General features: G+C 42.6%; 2 protein-coding genes. Both read right to left on the bottom strand.

Features of this window, described 5'->3' with window-relative positions:
- Positions 1-237: 237 nt before the first annotated feature.
- Complete coding sequence (locus QR78_RS34430) at positions 238-756, bottom strand: zinc-binding metallopeptidase family protein (protein WP_125901299.1); 519 nt, start codon at positions 754-756, stop codon at positions 238-240.
- Entirely contained in the window at positions 753-2,135 is a 1,383-nt protein-coding gene (locus QR78_RS33220; RefSeq protein ID WP_125901297.1) for an AAA family ATPase, read from the bottom strand. The genes QR78_RS34430 and QR78_RS33220 overlap by 4 nt, the downstream gene beginning before the upstream one ends.
- Positions 2,136-2,512: the final 377 nt, after the last annotated feature.

The raw sequence follows: 2,512 nt of genomic DNA, 5'->3' as shown, positions 1-2,512 counted from the left end.
GCGGGAGGTGGAGGTGAAGCTGGGGGGGAAGTACCAGGCGACGCCGCAGATTGCGGGAGCGTTGCGGGCGGTGCCGGGGGTGGTGCAGGTGGAGGTGAGTTGAGGGGATAAGCCGTTGCATTCTTATGATTACTTATATAACGATTCGCACTGCCCTGGTGTAAAATTAATATTGATTTTTAATATATAATACGACGAAATTAATTTCGCGAAATTTGATCAGCGCCGGTATGATATTTACTGACCGTCTTGCAAATTTTTTGTAAACCATTCTTCTATGTTGCATCCGCACAAATTATTAACAACTATATCGGAATCTTTTAAAGCCTCTGCTGCGTTCAGCCAGTCGCTATCTGTAGCATTTACAACCGGGATATTTTCCTGGGCAGCAAGTGCTGCAAATTTTCGGTCACTGGGGTCAAAATTTACAGCTTGTAAGGGTTTAGGTAACGTTTTATACTCGCCATCTGAATTCTTTGGCAAATTGACCCGCCGAACGCGATCGGGCGAGCTTTGTAATACAATTTGATAAAATCTATCGCCTACCCCTGGTTGGCCCGAGGGTTGCAGGTGAGTCCTATATTCCGCCTGAATTGCTCCTTCTTGATCTAGTACTACCTTTTCATTTGTAGCGATCTGCAAAAGAAAAGCTACGGCAGCCTGTCTACAAGCGAGGCTTGGAGGTCGATTGTCACCGGCATCTGCTTTTCCATTCGCAACTATCGGGACATTCGTATCGACTATCCATTCAGTCATTGTGTGTTTTGCATCCTAGACAATCTCGCCAGTTCTGCCTTGGCTGTTTCAGCGAATGCGTCACCCATAAATCGATCTGGCCAGTTCAAAATATTACCATAAGAATCTACATTCAATGGCGTTAAGATCGAATCTCCTTTTGGAGCGTCACAAAAATATAACTTGACAATGTCTGATGATATCGTTTGTTCAGCGATACGACGTTGAAGCCGAAGTAGCAAATGCTCGGAGTGGCTTTCAAGTATAATCTGAATATTTCTATGAGCTGCGGCTTGAATTATTACATCAGCTAGCCCAGCTTGCGCAAGTGGATGCAAATGGATTTCCGGCTGTTCGAGTATAACTGTTGACCCCTCCGGAACGTATTGTAGCAAGGTAACTACCGGTAAAACCTGGGATACTCCAAAGCCAACATCAGTCAACAGGACTTCGCTGCTGCCAGGTCTAGTGCGCACTCTGGCCTGCCACCTATTGGAGCCTTCAGCTAGTTCAACTACATTAAAGGAATCAATAAGCCCCATTTCACGTAGCCAATGGGCTATAATTTGCTGGAAGGGCAACCTGCGCGCTTTTGGTCGAAGATTTCGCATCTCTCCAGCATCTGTAGCCGCTAAAATTGCGTCTACTGTTTTTTCGCCGCGTTGCCCAACATCAAAAGGTCGAGATCTAGCCCAGAGGTAATCTCGCTGCGGGTACTCACGCAGCGGTCCTAAGTAAAAAATTTTGTCGATCTCGGCTTCGTACGTAGCCTCAAGATCAGAAAGGAAACTTGCGTTTTGATAATACGTCCTAGCCTGATCGGGGAATGCGTATGATTTTATAGGTGGGGGTAATTGCCACGGCCTACCTTTAGTTCGGACGAAGTTGAAATCCAAATCTTGACTGTCCTGAGTCGCCTCTGCGCGTAGATCAAAGCTACGCTCGTCTGTGTTTCTGCCAACAAGACTAAAGCGTGCGCGTCCAAGTGTGTACGACAAGTCGCGTGAGCGTGTAGCCATCGATTGGACACCCACACGAGCACGGAGCGAAAGAAAACGACTACGGCTGGTTACACCACCACTAGGATTTTGAAGACTAAGCTCATGGGATAGCTCAAATTTTATTCGCCATTTTATTTCAGAAGAATCTTCATGATTATGGATTACGTCTCTTATTGTTCCAAGTTTAACATAGTCTCCATTTAATTCTAACGCCAAAGCTCTATCTGTGGCGTCTTTTGTTTGCTTTAAAAGTAGTAAAAATTGTAATATACTAGTCTTTCCGGAAGAATTTGTTCCAAACAAGCCGGTAATTCCACCGCACTCAAGATTCAAATTTGACCATGACTTGAAATTAGTGAAACGAAGCGCCTTTATCATCGCATACCCGCTGAAAAACATTTAATGGTAGTGTCGCTAATTGTGATTTTTGCATGAAAAAAAACAAACATCAAGTTAGATTTTTTAGTTCGATAATTTATCCATAACGACGAGTGCATTTGCACGAAAGGATAAGAAAATATATACATAAATTTTGATTAATTTGATATTTAAATTGACTAAAAATATACAGATCGTATACAAACAATAAATATTAATAATTATTTCTGTATTTTTATAATTATTATATTTGCGATTTATGCGAATAATGTTTTTAATTAGACAATATACGTGAACTAAATTACACATAAATCTCGAATAGTATTCAGGGGTACTAATGGCAGTGGATCAAGCAACTAATACGGAGCGTTATACCATTTACCTCCCCAACCCAAGCC

The sequence above is a fragment of the Methylobacterium indicum genome, from assembly GCF_001043895.1.
Taxonomy (GTDB): domain Bacteria; phylum Pseudomonadota; class Alphaproteobacteria; order Rhizobiales; family Beijerinckiaceae; genus Methylobacterium; species Methylobacterium indicum.
This window is presented reverse-complemented; position numbering and strand designations above follow the sequence as displayed.

Coding starts and splice junctions, on each gene's coding strand:
- QR78_RS34430 (WP_125901299.1), bottom strand. CDS start 756: ATGACTGAATGGATAGTCGATACGAATGTCCCGATAGTTGCGAATGGA.
- QR78_RS33220 (WP_125901297.1), bottom strand. CDS start 2,135: ATGTTTTTCAGCGGGTATGCGATGATAAAGGCGCTTCGTTTCACTAAT.